The following is a 19,137-nucleotide window of genomic DNA, read 5'->3' on the forward strand; positions in this document are numbered from 1 at the left end:
GTTACGGTTTAGGTTGATAGTTTGCAAATTGTTCCGGTGTGCCACAAAGCGAGAGTAGATTCATTAGTGCCACATCATATTCATAATATGCTGCCAGGCGAGCCACTTTTACACTGGCAAGCATGGTTTCAGCATCAATAACTTCGGTAGAAGTTGCCATCCCTTCTGTAAATGATTTCTTTCGGATGCGTACCAATTCTTCACTTAAGGCAATCGTTGCATTTAAAGCTTTTACATTATCCTGTGCCTTTTCCAGCTGCGTGTAAAGCTTATCTACCCCAACAGCCAGATCATCACGGGCTTTCATCTGCCCTAAAGCCAGAGTTTGTTCCGTTAATTTCGATTGCCGCACTCTTTTTTCACGATCCAGTCCGTCAAAGAGGTTCCATGTAAAACCAATGCCTACCATGGTACGCGGTAATAAATTACTCTGAATGCCATGCGAATACAAGGTCTGTTTTCCGAAAAGGGCTATATTCGGCAAATAACCGCTTTGGGCAATCCGCACTTCTTGTTTGGCAATATGCTGCTGCAGCTGTAATTGGTTGAGTGTATAGTTCCCACTGTTTACTGAAAGATCAAATAGCATTTTAGGTGGCAATGAATCATTCATAAAAAGGGGAGAGGTAGGAATGATATTGGCATCTGCATCCTTTTTATTCAGCAAAACCTTTAAGGCACTTTGCACTACTGTTTCTTCTTTTCGCGCAGCTTCCAATGCACGTTTGGCTTCATCCATATTTACCTGGGCAAAAAGCCTTCCTGCTTTGTCAATCATTCCTGCTGCCTCTAACTTCAAGGCATTTTCATAATGTTTCTTCAATCCGTTGTAGGTTTCTTCACGAACCGTCACAATTTGTTGTGCCAGTCGAAGCCCGTAATAGCTTTCAACCAATAAACTTTGCTGATTGGCCGATACCTGTGCCCGACTTTCCCGTGCCAGATCAACCATCGTTCTTCCGATGTTGGTGGCATGAAAACGCTTACCACCGGAAAAGAGTACCCACTCGGCTGATAAATCAACAGTTGTCAAATTTCTTGGAGTCAAAGGAAATATAAGGGTATTTGCCCCAATTTGATCCAGTATAGACGAAATGATCTGGTCATCCGGAATAATGGAATGTACAAAGTCTTTAGCCGGATCGGTAAACTGCGATAAAGGCTGTTTAACTTCGATCTTCTCCGACATGTGTACAAACGCACCTGTAGACTGAAGACTGGGATACCAAAAAGCATTCAACTTATCACGTTCAGCCTTCGCAATCTCAATACTCTTATCCGCTATTTTCAGACTCTGATTTCCTTGATTCAACAGATGCAGTGATTCTTCGAAACTTAATGGTGTCTGTGCATCTATCTGACCGATGGAAAAATACAAAGTCAATAGTATACAAAGTCGCTTATTTTTTTTCATACTGGTTAGGTTATATCTGAATTTGAGATATTCTAACAGATGAAAAGAGAGGTTTGTTCATCAGAAAGAATATAGCAATACAACAAAAGAAGGTTTCAACGCTTTTTTATAAGATGTTCTATTTTTCATCTTCTCTTTGAATCACGTTTGTATCATTTCTATCAGATAGAAAAAATGATGCATAAAATAATGCAAGTATATGCAATAAGCGTGTTATTAATGGATATAAACTACTTGATTATACAAAATATAAATGCATATTGGAGTTGTTTCTTTAAAGGAAAAGCTCTGTTCCTTTAAATGGAACCAACCGTTGGTCGGTGAGAAGCGTGTTCTCCCTTTAAAAGGAAGCTACCAAATAGCCCATAAAGTACCTGTTTGTTTCTAAATCTTATTTATTTTGCTAGAAACTAAATCTGTCAATTTGAAATAATATAAGCAACTTTATTCTCACATATTCAATATTCATTCTCTATTTAGAACCTAGTGATAGATTATTCACTAAAATAGTTTATATCTGAATCTTATTAACCGGAAATCCTGGAGTTTTTTCTATAGCGACTATCGTCAATCTGTATATTTTTAATTATACGGGCTACTAATATGCGTTTTTTTATATCCGGTTGTTTTTCATCAAAACAAAAGAATTGAAGATGCTTTGATTTCTCTTTTTTCTTGCATTAAAATTTCTGCGATTTTATTTGAGATATAAAAATTATGTTTACCTTTGCATCACCATTTCATAAGGCTTTTGAGTCGAGAAATGCAGTAAATATGCGGTAATAGCTCAGTTGGTAGAGCGGCGGCTTCCCAAGCCGCAGGTCGCGAGTTCGAGCCTCGTTTACCGCTCTTTTGAAAATCAGGTGGTTATCTTAAATAAACTGCCTGATTTTTTATTTTTCAAGCCCCCTTTTCTATGGTTTTATCTATTATCGGAGGAAACCTAAACTGAACTATTGTAGAATAACCCTAATTGAATAACCAATATGGCTAAGAAAATAGAGAAATATCTCCCCGTAGATTACAGTGACAGTTTTTCCATAGAAGTTACAGAAAATCGTTTGTCTCCTAAAGATATTATTTTAAAAGTCTTTGCTCATAACCCCGCTTGGCTCCGAATGTTGTATGCAATAAGGGCCTGTTTAGTCAAACCTTTCGGTATAGAAACTAAAGCTATTGAAAGTGAAGAACTTATTATAGAGGAAGACAAGCAAGAAGCAATTATGAGAAAAGACGATAAACATTTATTGTTTTATGTCGATATTTTCATTACACCATTGGAAACAGGAAAACAAATGATTGAGGTTACCACATTAGTAAAATACCATAATTGGGTAGGAAAGGCTTATTTCTTTTGTATAAAACCTTTTCATCGGGTCATAGTGCCTTTAGTTCTCAAAAAGGCGCTATGCTGAACAAGCATAGTCGCGGATGCAACGATATAACGAATATGAAAAATGAGATATGTAATATAGAAGCAAATGACTTTAGAAAATTAATGCATGAAGAATAGGGCAGTTCATGCATTTTTCGTATTTTTGCACCCTGTTTTAACACTCAAGAAAACTTTAAATAGAAAAATATAATGGCAAAAGAACTGAAAGACCTTACCAAACGTAGTGAAAACTACTCACAGTGGTATAACGATTTGGTGGTAAAAGCTGATTTGGCAGAACAATCTGCCGTGCGCGGATGTATGGTGATTAAGCCTTACGGATACGCTATCTGGGAGAAAATGCAACGTCAATTGGACGACATGTTCAAGGAAACAGGACACGTAAATGCATATTTCCCGCTATTAATCCCGAAATCATTCTTAAGCCGCGAAGCAGAACACGTAGAAGGGTTTGCGAAAGAGTGTGCCGTAGTAACACATTATCGCTTGAAGAATGCAGAAGACGGTTCAGGAGTCGTAGTAGATCCTGCAGCTAAATTGGAAGAGGAATTAATTATCCGTCCGACATCAGAAACAATCATCTGGAATACTTATAAGAACTGGATTCAGTCATACCGTGACCTGCCTATTCTCTGCAACCAATGGGCGAACGTTTTCCGTTGGGAAATGCGTACCCGTCTTTTCCTGCGTACTGCCGAATTCCTGTGGCAAGAGGGACATACCGCTCATGCTACCCGTGAAGAAGCAGAGGAAGAAGCAATCAGAATGTTGAATGTATATGGTGAATTTGCAGAAAAATATATGGCTGTTCCCGTTGTAAAGGGAGTGAAATCAGCCAATGAACGTTTTGCAGGTGCACTTGACACTTACACAATAGAAGCCATGATGCAGGACGGAAAAGCATTGCAAAGTGGTACTTCCCACTTCCTGGGACAAAACTTTGCAAAGGCATTCGATGTTCAGTTCGTTAACAAGGAAAACAAGTTGGAGTATGTTTGGGCTACTTCATGGGGTGTTTCTACTCGTTTGATGGGTGCATTGATTATGACTCACTCGGATGACAACGGATTGGTATTACCTCCACATTTGGCTCCGATTCAGGTAGTAATCGTTCCTATCTATAAGAATGACGAACAACTGAAACAAATTGACGCTAAAGTAGAAGGCATTGTAGCTAAGTTGAAAGCATTGGGTATCTCTGTGAAATATGATAATGCAGATAACAAACGCCCGGGCTTCAAATTCGCTGATTATGAATTGAAGGGTGTACCTGTTCGTTTGGTTATGGGTGGTCGCGATCTTGAAAACAACACTATGGAAGTGATGCGCCGTGATACACTGGAAAAAGAAACGGTTACTTGTGAAGGCATTGAAACATACGTTCAGAATTTGCTTGAAGAAATGCAAGCTAATATCTACAAGAAAGCATTGGACTACCGTAACTCCAAGATTACAACAGTAGACACCTATGACGAATTTAAAGAAAAAATCGAAGAAGGCGGATTTATTCTGGCTCATTGGGACGGAACTACCGAAACAGAAGAAAAGATTAAGGAAGAAACCAAAGCAACTATTCGTTGTATTCCGTTCGATTCATTTGTTCCGGGCGACAAAGAACCGGGTAAATGTATGGTTACAGGTAAACCATCTGCTTGCCGTGTCATATTTGCACGTTCTTATTAAATAGAAATTGTATATCATTATAAAAAGGATGAAAGCGATTGAATCGTTTTCATCCTTTTCTTTTTTTCCTTCCATATTATATTATTTATGGCCTATCCTAACAGTTCATTAGACATTCAATAGTTATTTCAAGCTCTTTTTTCAATCCATTTCAGTTTTATTTCAGAAATATCCCTTTTCTTTGTAGTATGTAAAAAAGAAAGGAGACAAAATTATGAAGATATTGATTGTAGAAGACGAACCCTCTTTGAGAGAACTGATTCAATGTTCACTTGAAAAAGAACGTTACGTTGTAGAAACAGCCAGTGACTTCAATTCTGCTCTACGCAAAATTGAAGATTACGACTATGATTGTATCTTATTGGACATCATGCTACCGGACGGAAGCGGACTTGATCTTCTTGAACGACTGAAAGCTCTCCATAAGCGGGAGAACGTGATTATTATTTCCGCGAAAGACTCTCTGGAAGACAAAGTTTTGGGATTAGAACTGGGAGCGGACGATTATTTGCCAAAGCCATTTCATTTGGTTGAACTAAATGCACGAATTAAAAGCGTGATTCGTCGCCATCAGCATGATGGAGAGATTGATATCCGCCAAGGCAACGTACGGATAGAACCGGATAAATATCGTGTATTTGTCAACGAGCAGGAAGTGGAACTAAATAGAAAAGAATATGATATCCTGTTATATTTTATCAATCGCCCTGGGAGATTAATCAATAAAAACACTTTGGCCGAATCAGTGTGGGGAGACCATATCGATCAGGTCGATAATTTTGACTTCATATATGCACAAATCAAGAATCTTCGCAAAAAGCTCAAAGATTCCGGTGCAACTATTGAAATTAAAGCAGTCTATGGATTTGGGTATAAAATGATAGTAGAATAAAAAAGAAAGAAATTATTGTCCATGAAATTAATATATTACATCATTCTTCGTATTACTCTTGCTCTGACCCTTATACTGACGGTCTGGGCTATCTTCTTTTATGTTACGATGATCGATGAAGTCAACGATGAAGTGGATGATGCTTTGGAAGATTATTCGGAAACCATCATTATCCGGGCATTGGCAGGAGAGGAGCTACCTTCTAAAACCAATGGCTCCAACAATCAATATTATATGATGGAAGTAAGCAAAGAGTATGCGGAAAGCCGGGAGGATATTCAGTATAAAGACTCTATGGTATACATTGAAGAAAAAGGAGAGACCGAGCCGGCACGTATTCTTACTACTATCTTTAAAGATGATGAAGGACGATACCACGAGCTGACAGTATCAACTCCCAGCATTGAAAAAGACGATTTGAGAGATGCCATCCAGGTGTGGATTATATTTTTATATGTAGCTTTATTATTCTGCATTATTATCATTTCCGTATGGGTATTTTACCGGAATATGCGACCGCTCTATGTACTTCTACACTGGCTGGACGGTTATCAAACAGGAAAAAGAAATAAACCTTTGAGTAACGATACTCAAATCACGGAATTCCGGAAATTAAATGAGGCTGCCATTCGTTATGTGGAACGTACGGAGCAGATGTTCGAACAACAAAAACAGTTTATCGGAAATGCTTCACACGAGATACAAACTCCACTTGCTATCTGCCGTAATCGATTGGAAATGTTGATGGAAGATGATTCGCTATCAGAAAAACAACTGGAAGAACTGATGAAAACGCATCAGACTTTAGAATACATTACTAAATTAAACAAATCCCTATTATTGCTTTCCAAGATTGATAATGGTCAGTTTACGGATACCAAAGAATTGGAACTCAATGTACTTCTCAAACAATATCTGCAAGATTACGAAGAAGTTTATGATTATCGCAACATAGAAGTCACGATAGATGAACAAGGCGTTTTCAAGGTGACAATGAACGAATCCCTGGCTGTTGCTTTGCTCACTAACCTCCTGAAAAATGCATTTGTACATAATATTGATGGAGGACATATCCGAATCACCGTTACTAAGAACGGTATTACTTTCCGAAATTCGGGAGTGGAACATCCGCTGAACAAGGAACATATCTTCGAACGTTTCTATCAGGGTAGCAAAAAAGAAGGATCTACAGGGCTGGGATTAGCTATAGCCGATTCCATCTGTCGTTTGCAACATCTGAATATAAAATATTACTTCGAGCAGAATGAACATTGCTTCGAGATTTCCCAATCATAAGATTCATCTGAAAAACACAGAGGACACGGATTTTAAGTGAACGACCTGTCGGTTATCATAAAACCAATTTGTCAGGTATATCCATCCACCTGTTTCTCCGTGTCCTCTGCGTCTTTTATAGTGAGCAGGTTATCGGGATCGTATTTCTCTCCTCATAAACATGATATAAGAAATAGCGAAGCAAATAACCGTTGCCGCAATCAATCCGGTCAACTGTGGCCATACAACTAAAAGACTTTGTCCCAATGGGAGCGGACTAGGGATAGCTCCCTGTACCTGTTCCATAGTCAATGGCCCCAAACTTCTGACAGAAGGCATCAATAGTGTGGTGGTAGCTTCATTAAACAGTTCACTCGGTGCCAAACGCATCAACCCTAGAATAAACTTCTGATAACTGATAATCTGATAAGGTGATGCCATCTGTGACGGACTCAACCCTTTTGCCACCAAATTAACAATCATGGTATAGAATACACTAAAAAACAGCCAAACAGCCACAGATGCTAAGGCAGAAGCCGCTGCCTGACGGAAACGGAGTGAGAACAGAATAGCCAGATTCAACCAGAATGCTACATAAAAGATACTGGTAATGATGAAGAAAACAATTCTCCAAAACTCTTCTGCCGTAGGAGGAATACCAATAGCAATCAGCCCACATCCCATCACCAGAAAGCCCAATACAAACAACATGATACCTATCACAATCAAAGCAGCCACAAACTTCGCATTGATAATGCAATCGCGATGAATAGGCTGGGACAGCATACGGCTCAATGTTCCTTTATTTTGTTCGGAATTGACTGCATCAAATCCCAAAGCGATTCCCAATAGGGGACCTAAGAAGTTAATAAACAGCACAAAAGAGGGGAGAGTCCCATCTGAAACCGTAAACAACTTCAAGAAAAGAAACGAACCGTCCGGATCATTAGGTTTGATGGCTTCACTAATATTGGTGAGTGCTGTATATAGCGACCCCATACAGGTAAGTGCTATAATACCTATTAGTATAATAAAACGCCAACTTTTGACATGATCGGAAATTTCCTTGTTGACGATAACCCAAAAAGGATGATTGACTTTATTCATGTCTTTCTCCTCCTTCCTCAAAATAATGGTTATAAATATCAGACAATTCCTGCTTCTTATCTTTCAATTCTGCCATATCGATCAAAGCAAGTAATTGGCCATTACTGAACAAACCTACCCGGTCGCACACTTTCTGTACCTGATCCAGATGATGGGAAGAGAAAAGCACTGTCAGTCCTTCTTCTTTACTCAACCAGCGAATCAGTTCGATAAATTCCTGAACACCTGCAGGGTCAATCCCTGAAGTCGGCTCATCGAGAATAATAATCTCCGGATTTTTAATAAGTACATCAGCCAATCCCAACCGCTGTCTCATACCACGAGAGTATTTCCCTGTCTTTTTGGCTAACTGATCTTCAAGGCCTACCCGCTTCATCAGTTCCATAGCCTTGGTTTTTGCCTCTTTATCAGAAATACCATTTAATCGCGCTGTATAGATCAAATTCTCCGGTCCTGTCATATCATCATAGAATCCTACATCTTCTGGCAAATACCCAATTTTCCTTTTTACTTCAATGGGGTGTGTAGTAGAATTGATTCCACAAATTTCAACTGTTCCCGAAGTAGGCTCTGTCAATCCCAACATCATTAAGATAGTAGTTGATTTTCCAGCACCATTCGGTCCCAGTAATCCGAAGATTTCTCCTTTCCGGATATTCAGGCGAATATGATCTACAGCAGTGAAATTACCGTATTGTTTGGTCAAATCGGTAAGTACGATCACTTGTTCGCCCATAATTTACCTCCTTCCATATTTACGGAACAGATAGTAAACCACGCCGATGGTGGCAATAATGATAAGAACGCCTACCCATCCCCATATCATCGGAGTTTTTACTGCAACTCTGAACTGCGCATCTGCATTTACTTCAGGAGTTTTTGCCATGATGGTAGTCACATAGTCGCCTGGCAATGCTTTTTTAGAAGCTTTCAAAGTAGCCATAACCGTTGATGTCTCTCCGGCTTTTAGTGCATCGATTTTTGAAGGTTCGAAAGTTACTTCCCAGTCAGCAGGTTTATTAGCAGACAGCTGAATATCTTTCAGTAATGAAGAACCTGTATTTCTGACTTCCAGTTCTATTTTCTTTATATCACCTGCTGTGACATCTGTACTCAATAACCCACGGGGAGTAGTCAGTTCCATTTGATAAGAGCCAGTAACAACCACTTCTAGTTCCAATTCGGCAGAAGTGGTACCTGTAGCGGCGCGTACCGGAATTTTGTAACTGCCGGCTTCTACATTGGCAGGAGGAGTAATATCTATACTTACATTTTGAGTGCTGTTGGCTTCCACTTGTGCAGAAGTGGCTTGCTTATAGTTAGGTTTAAAAACTACATTCCAACCTCTGGGTGCATTAGCCATCAAAGCATACAGCTGCTGGTCGGCAGTCTGATTTTTTAAAGTGGCGCTGAAAGTGAAGGTTGATTTGGAATTTCCCTGCATGTTGGGTTGGTCGGTAGTAAATTCAGTCTGGTATGTTCCTTTTTGAGCAACCACCACATCCAACGGAAGTTTGGCGTTTCCGGCATATACCACAAAGTGATAATTACCTTTATTCACTTTTAATGGGACTTCGACTTTTAAATTGAAAGTCTTTTTCTCTTTGGGAAGTACCGATAGTTGGCTAAGGCTCCAGCCACCGGATTTCATCTCGTGTTTCCAACTGGAGGACAATCCGCTGACAGAAAGATTCGCATTCGTCAACTGGTCTGTGTTGTTGATAAGATCAATACTGTAGTCAATTGACGCTCCGGGAGATACGGAGATTTTTGTGTAAGGTGTGTACAGAATCACGCTCTTAGGTATTGAATCATTGGCGTGCGTGTAACTCATAGGGATCATCCCCAATAGAATAGCTAATAATAAAAAATAATTTGTTCTCATAGTCATACAAAAGTTCTTATGGTTGTTTAATATGAATATTGTCAAATTTGTGTGTGCAAAAATAAACGATGTATCTATTAGTAGTTTTAAAAGAATCCTAAAGAATCTAATTTCAAGAAGAAATTATAGTGACACTATCCCTATAGGATGGTGACGGTATCCTTTATGTATAGTGACGCTATGTTAACCGGATAGCGTCACTATATTTTTTCGATTTTTTTTTCGGAAATTCTCAAAATTCCCAAATCTTTTCAGATTCTCCTCTCATCTTTGCATTATCAAATTAATAATAATAGTAAAAACCAATATTAAAAAACAACGATTATGAAAAAGTTAGTATTCTTATTAGTGTGTCTTTTCACTTTGCAAACAGTAGCTCGTGCAGATGACGACAAACCAATCCAGGTAACTCAAATGCCACAACCGGCACAGCAGTTTATCAAACAGCATTTTGCCGACAGCAAAGTAGCATTAGCCAAAATGGAGAGTGATTTCTTTTATAAAAGTTATGAAGTGATTTTCACGAATGGCGATAAAGTGGAGTTTGACAACAAAGGCAACTGGGAAGAAGTGAACTGCAAATATAGTTCTGTACCTACAGCAATTATTCCGGCAGCTATTCAGAAATACGTAACGACCAATTACCCTGATGCTAAAATTCTAAAAATTGAGAGAGATAAGAAAGATTATGAAGTAAAACTGTCCAACCGTACGGAACTGAAGTTTGACCTGAAATTTAATTTGATTGATATTGATTTCTAAACCTATTTAAATTGAACAAAGATGAAACTAAAGATTTATACACTTTTACTGGCACTAAGCGTCACATGGAGTCTGCAAAGTTGTGACAACGATGACGATGGTTCAATAGCTGTTCCTGCCGAACTTCAAAGTGCATTTTCATCCAAATTCCCTAATGCTGCAAATGTGAAGTGGGAAACTAAGTCTGGATATTATGTAGCAGATTTCTATGACGGATATGAAGCATCTGCATGGTTCACCCAAGATGGTAAATGGCAAATGACAGAAACGGACATTCCTTACAATGCATTACCACAAGCAGTAAAAATGTCTTTTGAGAACAGCGAATATGCCTCATGGAAGCGGGATGATATAGACAAACTGGAACGGACAGGCGTTGAAACTGTTTTCGTAATTGAAGTCGAAAAGCAGAATCAGGAGGTCGATTTGTATTATTCTGCTGATGGAACTCTGATTAAAAGCATTGTAGACACTGATGATGATAACAGCGAACATCTTCCTGTACAATTGACTGAAGCTATGAAAAACTTCATCAATGAAAAGTATCCGAATGCAAGAATCATGGAAGTAGACGTTGAAGATGATAGAAATGATTGGGATTTTGGATTTACAGAGGTAGATATCATTCATAATGGAATCTCAAAAGATGTATTGTTCAACCAGACTGGAAATTGGTATTCTACTTCATGGGAAATATGTCAGAATGAATTGCCTGAAGCAGTAAACAATACTCTCAATAATCAATATGGAGAATATCGTTTTGACGAAGCGGAGTATATTGAAAAAGCAGATGGTAGCATATATTATCGAATTGAACTTGAGAAGGGGGATGTAGATAAAGTAGTAAACATAGGCGAGAACGGTACTGTCCTTTCATAGGTCAAAGTGCATAATTCTGAAACATAATTCTCACAAACAACAAACGATGACATAATTCCTGGGGGATATGTCATCGTTTATTATTTTTTTACTGCTCCTGTACACGTTTTCTTTTCACTGCCGATTTAGCAGTTTTATCAGTGATGCTGTCCGTTTGTTGCGGTTTCACCTTTTCAGCTTCTTCCCGTTTCCGCTTATTGCGTAACCGCCATTTATTCCAGAAATATAGATCACTCCATTTATTGAAATCCTTTTTATACATGATACCTACACCTTGTGTAGTCAAGTTTGTTTTTGTGTAATAACGGTCATTTGTCTCATTATAAGCCTTCAAACGAATATCTCCCGAACGGGTAATCAGCCATTCTGCTTCAAAGTCTCCTACAAAGTTAGTATTAGCCATCGGATTATCCCGATAACCGAAGTTTCCGTTTATCAATAAACGGTTATTCAATAATTGTCCCGACAAAATACCTTCTACTTCCATGTCTGTCCAACCCTTATCACCCGTACTCAAATTCGTACCGATATTCCAGTTATTCGTTTCAAAGACCTGTGAAAGTGCATTGTTCAACTGGCCGGAGAGAGTAGATGAGAGCACCGATGACATCACATTCGAATTCTGATTATTATTACGGGCATCTTCCGTATAGAACTTGCCAATACCCAGCAAATAAAGAATCTGCATATTCATTTGCTCTTCCGTACTGATATAATTACGTACCAATGTTTGTATTTCATCTCTTTCATTCGGAAGCTCAATACCCAGTTTGATAGTCGGTCGTACCAGCATACCACTTAGATTCATGATACAATTTACACGCACATTGGGTTGTTGTATAATAGCCGAAGCATCCGGTATCAAATCATTCAAAGAGGCAGAGTTCACTGTATATGAAGCTTGTATGTCCATGTTAGCATCCAAAGGTGCACCATTGAACGTTATTGTACTTCCATCTTTGATAATAAAGTCTTTACGAATCACTTCCTGCAAACTAAATTTATATACTCCTTGATTGATCCGGTAATTACCAAACATTTTCACATCGCCCTTATTATAAAATTCCGTCCGGATATTTCCCGTACCTTTTCCGCTGATATAATCTCCGGCAATAGGGTCCATAATGATTCGCATGGTGGCATCGGGAGTTGCATCCACGAGAATATTCAAACGGATATCTGTTTTCTGCTCTTCCTCCTCCTGACGTTTTTGCTGTATTTGTTCGTAATATGAGATTACTTGAACAGAATCCTGGATAGTACGACGAGGTGTTTTATCCACGAATTTGATAAACTGATTGCTAGTAGCCGATGCTACACTACCATTAATATAGGTAAAGGTAGTATTTCGATTTGTAGTCATGGCCACATTTACATCGAGCCCCTGTATGGCGTTTCCAGAGAGCAATACATTCCCGGTACCATATACCGTACCATAGAAAGGCATATCTGTCGATTCTTTTGTGTTCATCACAAGCATATTATTTGCCTGTATCTCGAAACGATAGTTTAGGTTCTTAAAATGCTGGAAATGCAAATATCCATTCATTCTCCCCGAATGCCCTTCCATATCAGAGATATGTATATTATTGAATGTCAATCCGGTAGGAGCCAAATGAATAGTATCTTTTACCGCAAAATGTGTGTTTAAAATATCAAAATTCATGGATGCATCTGTCATAACCGCACCATCCAGGTTCAATCCTTTAAATTTTCCATAGAAATGTACTTTTCCTGTTCCTCGCCCTTTAATATCATTGGCAATAGACTTCATATAATGTTCGAGGAATTTCAGATTCAATTCATTTGCTTCAATATTTAAATCAAGTCCGCTCTCGGGTTTTAATGGATAAATAATACCCGTGACACGCGACGGAGAAGGAGATATATCCTGAATGGATGCATCCAACCGGATACCTCTGTTTTCATTATCCCACTCACCATATATATCCAGTTCACCCAAACGACCGTGATTGAGTGAGAAATTCTTTATAAATAAACGGGTATTCATGATAGGCTTTTTAAACACTCCGCTTGCATAAGCCGTTCCTGTTGCATCGCCCTCAAAATTTACATCGTCGGATATACTTGCAATATCAAATACATATCCCATATTTATATCCTTTAGATCAACCTTTACAGTATCTTTAGGATTCTCGGAAAGCCGGCCGTTAATACGTACATACCTATCCTGATGACTAAAATAGAAATTATTCACATCCACTCGTCCGGAATCGACCACCACCTGCGAAGGATGTATCTTCCAGAGAGTATCATTTAAAATAACATCAGTAGGCTTCACATCCACCATCGCTTTCAACAATGACTTTTCTCCGCTTGTACGTAGAAATTTGGCAACAGCTGCTAATTTCCCGCTATATGTTGCTGCAGCATTATTTCCCCAATCCAAAGTCGTACTGACATTGTCATCTTTAGCTTGTGCATCCAGAGATAGATTGACTGCTCCTTTCTTTTTCAAATTAGTCAGACGAACCCGTGCACGAATATGATCTGCCGGATTCTCGCACAGAATCATACCTGACTCAATATAGTTGTTCTTATATTGCAGACGGGGAAAATATCCCTCTACACGCAAGCGTTGTAAAGCATCATTAAAATATCCCTTCAACGTAGAATGAGTATATACCGTTAACGGTATATCAAATATCGTAGATAAAATGTCCGTATTATATATATGTATATCAAACAAAAAGTTATTATGGGTTTCAATCGGCTTCTTGGGAGGTAATATCAAAGACGGCACATATTTCCGCATAATATTCAGAATACTGGCAGGCAATGTGTGATATTGGAATTTTCCCTCTATGCTTGCTTTCAGGAATTCGGAAGTCAATCTAAGCTGATTTTCTCCATTTTGTTTGGTTGCCCGGATATTCATATTCTGCATGAAATATGCTTTATCCGGAGCTGTAAATTCCAAGCTATCCACATTGATTTCTCCAATCATCTCATCCACTGATCCACCTGTAAAATTGGCTTTCAGTTTTAAAGAGAACTCTGCATCAGGATATTTGGTCGTAAGATTCAAATCATGTGGGCGTACTTTATTGACTACTGCAAGAAAATTAAAAGTAGGAACTTTGGATGCAACATTTACGTCTCCATTCAGATAAATAGAGCCATTAGGATCATCCAACGCAATCTTTCCATTAAATCCGCCTTGTTTGTATTCTCCGTCCAGTGTGATATTTTCATATCTATATCTGCTATAATCTATCGAAGCAATCAGTCCTTTCAATTCTACGGCAGGCAAGTGGTCAGCAATATGTCGGCCATGTACATCCAGATTGAAAGTAATTTCTCCCAATTCCTCATTATCCAATAATTTACCTAGTTGAAAATCCTCTGTTTTGACAGCTCCGGAATACGCAAACAATCCTTTTGTCTTATCAGAACTCAATTTTAAGTCGGTCTTTACATTTCCAAGACTCGTTTGTAATTGTCCATAAGTAACTAAGTCCGTGAAGTATCCCGAAATTTCTCCCTGGAAACTCACGTTGCCCAAACGTTCGAGAAGAGGAGGAACTCCATTATAATTAGGACTCAAATTACGCACTAAAAAACCGACTCCGCGGGTATTGGCCGAAAGTTCGGAAAGAGTTCCATATACATACGCATCTTGTGGACGCGATAAGTCCTGAAGCGATACATCTCCTCGCAGACGGAACTGACGGTCATCGGCTGTAATCTCCAGATGCGAACAAGTCAACTGATCCACAGTTCCCTTCACCTCCATATCCAACGTCACCGGTTCCTTGAAATGCGAGAGGATAGGGACAAAAGGAGAAATATCTTTTAAAGTAACTTGCGATGGCAAAGTACGGAAAGAGAAATGCACCTGTTCTGTAAAACGGTCAAAAGCTTTCAAACTATCATACTCCAAATGAATGGTATCAAGCTTGAGAGAGGTTTCGGGCAATTCTATTGTAAAATTATCAATGTTTGTCTGCTTGTTATTGGCAACCAGTTTCAAACTCATTTTTTTCAAAGAGAAGCCGGATGCTTTTTCATCAAGGCTCAATCGCTTGATCCCTAAATTCAAAGAGTCCTTACTTAATGCCTTCAGCGATATATTAGCGATGATATTTTGAAGCTGAATATGCTTAGCGTTAAATTTCCCCGGTGTTTCTTCTTCCGACAACACATGATAAGACATCCTTCCACGACGAATCAGGATGGAATTAATACGCAAATCAAGGGAGTTTTCTTTCTTCACGGTATCTTTGGAAGCAAAAGCATCCAAAACAAACTTAAAATTAGGAGGGGAATCCGGAGTCTCTTTCCGGAGATTGATATTAAATCCGAAAAGCTGGACACTGCTAATGGATATCTTTCCTTTAAAAAAGGGCATAATATCGAACTTGGCAGACAAACGTGTGACTTTGAGCATTTCCTGACCACTCTGATCGTCAAGCAATACATCATCAATAATAATACGGTTCAATAGACCCATATTAATTCTACCAATCACTACCTTTGTATTTAAAACTTCAGAAAGTTCTTCAGCTACAAATACACTCATTGCTTGCTGAATGTTTGGTATATTCAGCAAAACAATAGTCCCGATATATACTCCCAGTACAATACCTACTACCCAGCGTACAGTCTTTTTCAGCGTTCTGATATGCGATAACTTTTATTTTGCGAACAAAAATATAAAATAGTTCGTTACGAATCGTAGTTTTATGATTACTTTTGCACCGTTTAATAGTTTAAATACTTATGAGTGCAATAATTTTAGGAATTGAATCCTCCTGTGACGATACGTCGGCAGCCGTAATCAAGGATGGTTATTTGCTGTCAAATGTGGTATCAAGTCAAGCCGTACATGAAGCATACGGTGGAGTAGTACCCGAGTTGGCTTCACGGGCACACCAACAAAACATCGTACCGGTAGTACATGAAGCATTAAAACGTGCCGGCGTCACCAAAGAAGAGTTGAGCGCGGTAGCTTTCACTCGCGGACCGGGATTGATGGGGTCTTTGCTTGTTGGAGTCTCCTTTGCAAAAGGATTCGCTCGTTCTTTAAACATCCCAATGATTGATGTTAATCATTTGACCGGACATGTTTTAGCTCATTTTATTAAAGCGGAAGGAGAAGAAGAGAGACAACCTGTTTACCCATTTCTCTGTTTGCTGGTATCTGGAGGAAATTCACAAATCATACTGGTCAAAGCCTATAATGATATGGAGATTCTTGGACAGACTATTGACGATGCCGCAGGTGAAGCTATTGATAAATGCTCTAAAGTGATGGGACTTGGTTATCCCGGCGGACCGATCATTGATAAACTGGCTCGTCAGGGAAATCCGAAAGCTTTTACATTCAGCAAACCGCATATTCCTGGTTTAGATTACAGCTTCAGCGGATTGAAAACTTCCTTTTTATATTCATTACGCGACTGGTTAAAGGAAGATCCTGATTTCATAGAACACCATAAAGTAGATCTTGCAGCATCATTGGAGGCTACTGTAGTGGATATTCTGATGGATAAATTACGAAAAGCCGCCAAAGAATATAAGATTAATGAAATAGCTGTGGCCGGAGGAGTTTCTGCAAATAATGGATTGCGTAATGCTTTCCGGGAACATGCCGAGAAATATGGCTGGAACATTTTTATCCCTAAATTCAGTTATACGACTGATAATGCAGCCATGATCGCCATTACCGGATATTTCAAATATCTGGATAAGGACTTTTGTTCTATTGATCTTCCGGCTTATTCTCGTGTGACGTTATAATTGGGTATACCTTATTATATATAATAGGATAAAAACTAAGAAGTATGTTTGCCGAAATAATAACCATTGGCGACGAACTGTTGATAGGACAGGTTGTCGACACTAATTCAGCCTGGATGGGGCAGGAATTAAATAAAATAGGCATTGAGGTTCTTCGTATTGTTTCAATCCGTGACCGGGAAAAGGAAATCTTGGAAGCGATTGATAATGCGATGGAAAGGGTGAATATTGTTTTAGTAACCGGAGGACTCGGACCTACCAAAGACGATATCACCAAACAAACTTTATGCAAATACTTTCATACAGAACTGGTTTTCAGTGAAGAAGTATTCGAAAATGTAAAACGGGTACTGGCAGGGAAAATACCAATGAATGCACTCAACAAAAGCCAGGCAATGGTTCCGAAAGATTGTACAGTGATAAATAATCCTGTAGGAAGTGCTTCTGTCAGCTGGTTCGAAAGAGATGGAAAGGTACTTGTTTCCATGCCGGGCGTTCCGCAAGAGATGACTGCCGTAATGACAGAAAGTGTATTACCTAAGCTGCACGAGAGGTTTCAAACGGATGTAATTATGCATCAAACATTTCTTGTACAACACTATCCGGAATCCGTATTGGCAGAAAAACTGGAACCGTGGGAGAGTGCTCTGCCAGAATGTATCAAATTGGCATATTTGCCTAAGCTGGGGATTATTCGTCTTAGACTGACAGGACGCGGACAAAACAGGGAAGAAGTAAAAGTTCTTCTTGAACGTGAAAAGGTAAAATTAGAGAAAATACTTGGTGAAGACATTTTCGGTGAAGAAGATACGCCATTGGAAGTTATAGTCGGTGAACTTTTAAAAAAGAAGAAATTGACCGTTTCCACCGCAGAAAGTTGTACCGGAGGCAGTATTGCCGCACGTTTGACCTCCATTGCCGGTAGTTCTGAATATTTTAACGGAAGCGTAGTAGCCTATTCTAATGAAGTAAAAATGGGACTTTTACACGTTTCCTCCGAAACATTGGAGCAACATGGGGCCGTCAGCGAAGAAACTGTGATTGAAATGGTAAAAGGTGCGATGAAAGCACTAAAAACCGATTGCGCCGTTGCTACTTCAGGGATAGCAGGTCCTGGAGGGGGTACTCCCGAGAAGCCGGTGGGAACTGTTTGGATAGCCGCTGGTTATAAAAACGAAATTCGTACTTACAAACAGGAAACGAACCGCGGAAGAAGCATGAATATCGAAAGAGCAGGCAATAATGCACTATTAATGCTCCGTGATTTACTCAAATAAAGAAAAATAGGAGCCTGGAAGTGAATTATTTTAGGAAATTCTTGTTTTATACGGATAAAAGTGCTTACTTTGCGTCCTGTTTGAAAGAAGTATAGATATAAAACTATAAAAATAAGATAGAAATGTCGAAGATTTGTCAAATTACCGGAAAGAAAGCCATGATTGGCAACAATGTTTCACACTCAAAGAGAAGAACTAAAAGAACCTTTGATTTGAACTTGTTTAACAAAAAGTTCTATTATGTAGAACAAGATTGTTGGATCAGCCTTAGCATTTGTGCTAACGGGTTGCGTATTATCAACAAAAAAGGACTGGATGCTGCGCTGACTGAAGCAGTGGCTAAAGGTTATTGTGATTGGAAAAGCATTAAAGTAATCGGCTAAACGTAGAGGAGAAAACTTACAATGGCAAAGAAAGCAAAAGGTAACAGAGTACAAGTGATTCTGGAATGTACAGAACACAAAGACAGTGGAATGCCGGGAACATCTCGTTATATCACAACTAAGAACAGAAAGAATACTACAGAAAGACTTGAGTTGAAAAAATACAACCCGATTCTGAAGAGAGTAACAGTACACAAGGAAATTAAATAATAAAGTAGTATAACCCATGGCAAAGAAAACAGTAGCAAGTTTGCACGAAGGTTCTAAAGAAGGTCGTGCTTATACCAAGGTTATCAAAATGGTAAAATCTCCGAAAACTGGAGCATACGTTTTTGATGAACAAATGGTTCCGAACGAAAAAGTACAAGACTTTTTCAAAAAATAATCGAAATAGCATATACGCTATAACTGCAAAATCCTC

At 38.9% G+C, this 19,137-nt stretch carries 16 protein-coding genes and 1 tRNA gene; 12 read left to right on the forward strand and 5 right to left on the reverse strand.

Features of this window, described 5'->3' with window-relative positions; all coding sequences use genetic code 11:
* Position 1: 1 nt before the first annotated feature.
* The gene (locus tag AB5217_RS07625; protein WP_004318253.1) at positions 2-1,414 is read right to left on the reverse strand and encodes a TolC family protein; all 1,413 of its coding nucleotides are present in this window, start codon (positions 1,412-1,414) and stop codon (positions 2-4) included.
* A gap of 776 nt (positions 1,415-2,190) precedes the next feature.
* Here AB5217_RS07625 and AB5217_RS07630 point away from each other — a divergent pair.
* From AB5217_RS07630 to AB5217_RS07650, 5 genes are all read left to right on the forward strand, one after another.
* Positions 2,191-2,263 (forward strand) — tRNA-Gly (locus AB5217_RS07630).
* A 137-nt stretch (positions 2,264-2,400) separates the two neighbouring features.
* The gene (locus AB5217_RS07635; RefSeq protein ID WP_004295997.1) at positions 2,401-2,829 is read left to right on the forward strand and encodes a DUF2867 domain-containing protein; all 429 of its coding nucleotides are present in this window, start codon (positions 2,401-2,403) and stop codon (positions 2,827-2,829) included.
* A 170-nt stretch (positions 2,830-2,999) separates the two neighbouring features.
* Positions 3,000-4,493: a proline--tRNA ligase gene (proS, locus tag AB5217_RS07640; RefSeq protein ID WP_007752799.1), complete on the forward strand. Its 1,494-nt coding sequence runs from the start codon at positions 3,000-3,002 to the stop codon at positions 4,491-4,493.
* A gap of 214 nt (positions 4,494-4,707) precedes the next feature.
* On the forward strand, positions 4,708-5,385 hold the full coding sequence (locus AB5217_RS07645) for a response regulator transcription factor (RefSeq protein WP_004295994.1): 678 nt from the start codon (positions 4,708-4,710) through the stop codon (positions 5,383-5,385).
* Between the two features lie 21 nt (positions 5,386-5,406).
* The gene (locus tag AB5217_RS07650; RefSeq protein WP_004295993.1) at positions 5,407-6,681 is read left to right on the forward strand and encodes a sensor histidine kinase; all 1,275 of its coding nucleotides are present in this window, start codon (positions 5,407-5,409) and stop codon (positions 6,679-6,681) included.
* A gap of 129 nt (positions 6,682-6,810) precedes the next feature.
* Here the strand turns inward: AB5217_RS07650 and AB5217_RS07655 are convergent, their stop codons facing one another.
* Genes AB5217_RS07655 through AB5217_RS07665 form a run of 3 tightly spaced genes read right to left on the reverse strand, consistent with a single transcriptional unit; the run spans position 6,811 to position 9,658 of the window.
* Positions 6,811-7,767, reverse strand: coding sequence for an ABC transporter permease (locus AB5217_RS07655; protein ID WP_368112690.1), 957 nt, complete (start codon positions 7,765-7,767; stop codon positions 6,811-6,813).
* Positions 7,760-8,503, reverse strand: coding sequence for an ABC transporter ATP-binding protein (locus tag AB5217_RS07660; RefSeq protein WP_004295990.1), 744 nt, complete (start codon positions 8,501-8,503; stop codon positions 7,760-7,762). Before AB5217_RS07660 ends, AB5217_RS07655 begins: the two co-directional genes overlap by 8 nt.
* 3 nt (positions 8,504-8,506) lie before the next feature.
* Positions 8,507-9,658, reverse strand: a complete 1,152-nt coding sequence (locus tag AB5217_RS07665) for an NEW3 domain-containing protein (protein ID WP_009041127.1) — start codon at positions 9,656-9,658, stop codon at positions 8,507-8,509.
* A gap of 318 nt (positions 9,659-9,976) precedes the next feature.
* Here AB5217_RS07665 and AB5217_RS07670 point away from each other — a divergent pair, with 318 nt between their 5' ends.
* Complete coding sequence (locus AB5217_RS07670) at positions 9,977-10,414, forward strand: PepSY-like domain-containing protein (protein WP_004306079.1); 438 nt, start codon at positions 9,977-9,979, stop codon at positions 10,412-10,414.
* A gap of 21 nt (positions 10,415-10,435) precedes the next feature.
* A complete protein-coding gene (locus tag AB5217_RS07675; protein WP_032843507.1) occupies positions 10,436-11,293 on the forward strand; it encodes a PepSY-like domain-containing protein in 858 nt (285 codons plus the stop codon).
* Between the two features lie 88 nt (positions 11,294-11,381).
* On the opposite strand, the gene AB5217_RS07680 is transcribed toward AB5217_RS07675, so the two are convergent.
* Positions 11,382-15,836 carry a translocation/assembly module TamB gene (locus AB5217_RS07680; RefSeq protein ID WP_032843506.1) on the reverse strand — a complete coding sequence of 1,485 codons (4,455 nt, stop codon included), beginning with the start codon at positions 15,834-15,836 and terminating at the stop codon, positions 11,382-11,384.
* A 200-nt stretch (positions 15,837-16,036) separates the two neighbouring features.
* Here AB5217_RS07680 and tsaD point away from each other — a divergent pair, with 200 nt between their 5' ends.
* The 5 genes from tsaD (at position 16,037) to AB5217_RS07705 (ending at position 19,101) form a co-directional block, all read left to right on the forward strand.
* The gene (tsaD, locus tag AB5217_RS07685) at positions 16,037-17,056 is read left to right on the forward strand and encodes a tRNA (adenosine(37)-N6)-threonylcarbamoyltransferase complex transferase subunit TsaD (RefSeq protein ID WP_004306076.1); all 1,020 of its coding nucleotides are present in this window, start codon (positions 16,037-16,039) and stop codon (positions 17,054-17,056) included.
* Between the two features lie 44 nt (positions 17,057-17,100).
* Entirely contained in the window at positions 17,101-18,333 is a 1,233-nt protein-coding gene (locus AB5217_RS07690; RefSeq protein WP_004306075.1) for a competence/damage-inducible protein A, read from the forward strand.
* 122 nt (positions 18,334-18,455) lie between these two features.
* Positions 18,456-18,716 carry a 50S ribosomal protein L28 gene (gene rpmB, locus AB5217_RS07695; RefSeq protein ID WP_004295983.1) on the forward strand — a complete coding sequence of 87 codons (261 nt, stop codon included), beginning with the start codon at positions 18,456-18,458 and terminating at the stop codon, positions 18,714-18,716.
* 21 nt (positions 18,717-18,737) lie between these two features.
* Positions 18,738-18,926, forward strand: coding sequence for a 50S ribosomal protein L33 (gene rpmG, locus AB5217_RS07700; RefSeq protein WP_002560155.1), 189 nt, complete (start codon positions 18,738-18,740; stop codon positions 18,924-18,926).
* 16 nt (positions 18,927-18,942) lie between these two features.
* Positions 18,943-19,101 (forward strand): DUF4295 domain-containing protein, encoded by a 159-nt coding sequence (locus tag AB5217_RS07705; protein ID WP_004295982.1) that lies wholly within the window; start codon positions 18,943-18,945, stop codon positions 19,099-19,101.
* Positions 19,102-19,137 lie beyond the last annotated feature (36 nt).

This window comes from Bacteroides sp. MSSM.1001136sp1_RTP21357st2_D2_RTP21359_211015 (genome assembly GCF_040913205.1).
Lineage (GTDB): Bacteria > Bacteroidota > Bacteroidia > Bacteroidales > Bacteroidaceae > Bacteroides > Bacteroides ovatus.